This is a genomic window from Herbivorax alkaliphila (assembly GCF_030848475.1).
Lineage (GTDB): Bacteria > Bacillota > Clostridia > Acetivibrionales > Acetivibrionaceae > Herbivorax.
Map to the genome: position 1 here is coordinate 1 of NZ_JAVDDS010000146.1, position 905 is coordinate 905.

Genomic DNA, 905 nt, shown 5'->3' on the forward strand with positions numbered 1-905 from the left:
TTTCACAAGAAATATCAATAATTTTCGGCGGTGTGTGCATAAATTCAGCTCTATCCATTCTAGTGCTTTTTAACCTTACTAATTTTTATTCTTTTATAATGTTAAAAATGCACTTCCTATATTTGTGCCCTGCATACTCTAGAAAAAAATCTGTTACAGGGCATTAGGCTTGGATAGAGCATTTTTTCGCCGAAAACTTCGGAACGTTGGCTAAGTGTTCTCAGAAGTATGGTGTCACATAACTCAAAGGCACCCAAAGATGGATGCCCCAATAATCATACTTTAAATAAAACTATTTTTCATTATCAAGCATTTCACTTTTTAGATTTTGTCTACAATGAACAATCGCAAGAACGTTTATACCATCTTCAACAACTTTATATATCATTCTATAAGAATAAATAATTATTTCATTTAAATCATTGTCGTTAATCTCTTCAACTTTCCTACCTATATTGGGAAATAGTTCTAAATATTCGGACTTATCAATAATATCATTAACAACTTTTTTAGCGTAATAGACAGAATCTTTTGCAATGTAATCATATATTTGACGCAAATCCAATTTTGATGTATTAGACCACCTTACCATTCACCTGTTTCCTTTCTCAACTGCTCCACACTAATAAAATTGCCTTGGTCTATATCATTTTCACCCTTCATAACTTTATCAGCAACATATAACTTATACATAATCTCATCAATTTTTGCTGTATCTGGCAAATTTGAAATTAAATCCATAACTGTTTGTTTTAAACTTCTCATAACCATTCCTCCAATAAAGTTTTATAATATAATTATATCACATTTAGAGTTCATAGAATCATTTTTAAATAACAAAATACTTTCTTAATTGTATTTATCACATAAAATCCGTGACAGGATGTCAAGGAAATGCACCATAT

The 905-nt window shown here is 29.8% G+C and carries 2 protein-coding genes; both read right to left on the minus strand.

The window, feature by feature from the left end:
- Positions 1-292: 292 nt before the first annotated feature.
- Positions 293-592: a type II toxin-antitoxin system RelE/ParE family toxin gene (locus RBH29_RS17745; protein WP_306698343.1), complete on the minus strand. Its 300-nt coding sequence runs from the start codon at positions 590-592 to the stop codon at positions 293-295.
- Entirely contained in the window at positions 586-765 is a 180-nt protein-coding gene (locus RBH29_RS17750; RefSeq protein WP_306698344.1) for a hypothetical protein, read from the minus strand. Before RBH29_RS17750 ends, RBH29_RS17745 begins: the two co-directional genes overlap by 7 nt.
- Positions 766-905: the final 140 nt, after the last annotated feature.

Coding starts and splice junctions, on each gene's coding strand:
- RBH29_RS17745 (WP_306698343.1), bottom strand. CDS start 592: ATGGTAAGGTGGTCTAATACATCAAAATTGGATTTGCGTCAAATATAT.
- RBH29_RS17750 (WP_306698344.1), bottom strand. CDS start 765: ATGAGAAGTTTAAAACAAACAGTTATGGATTTAATTTCAAATTTGCCA.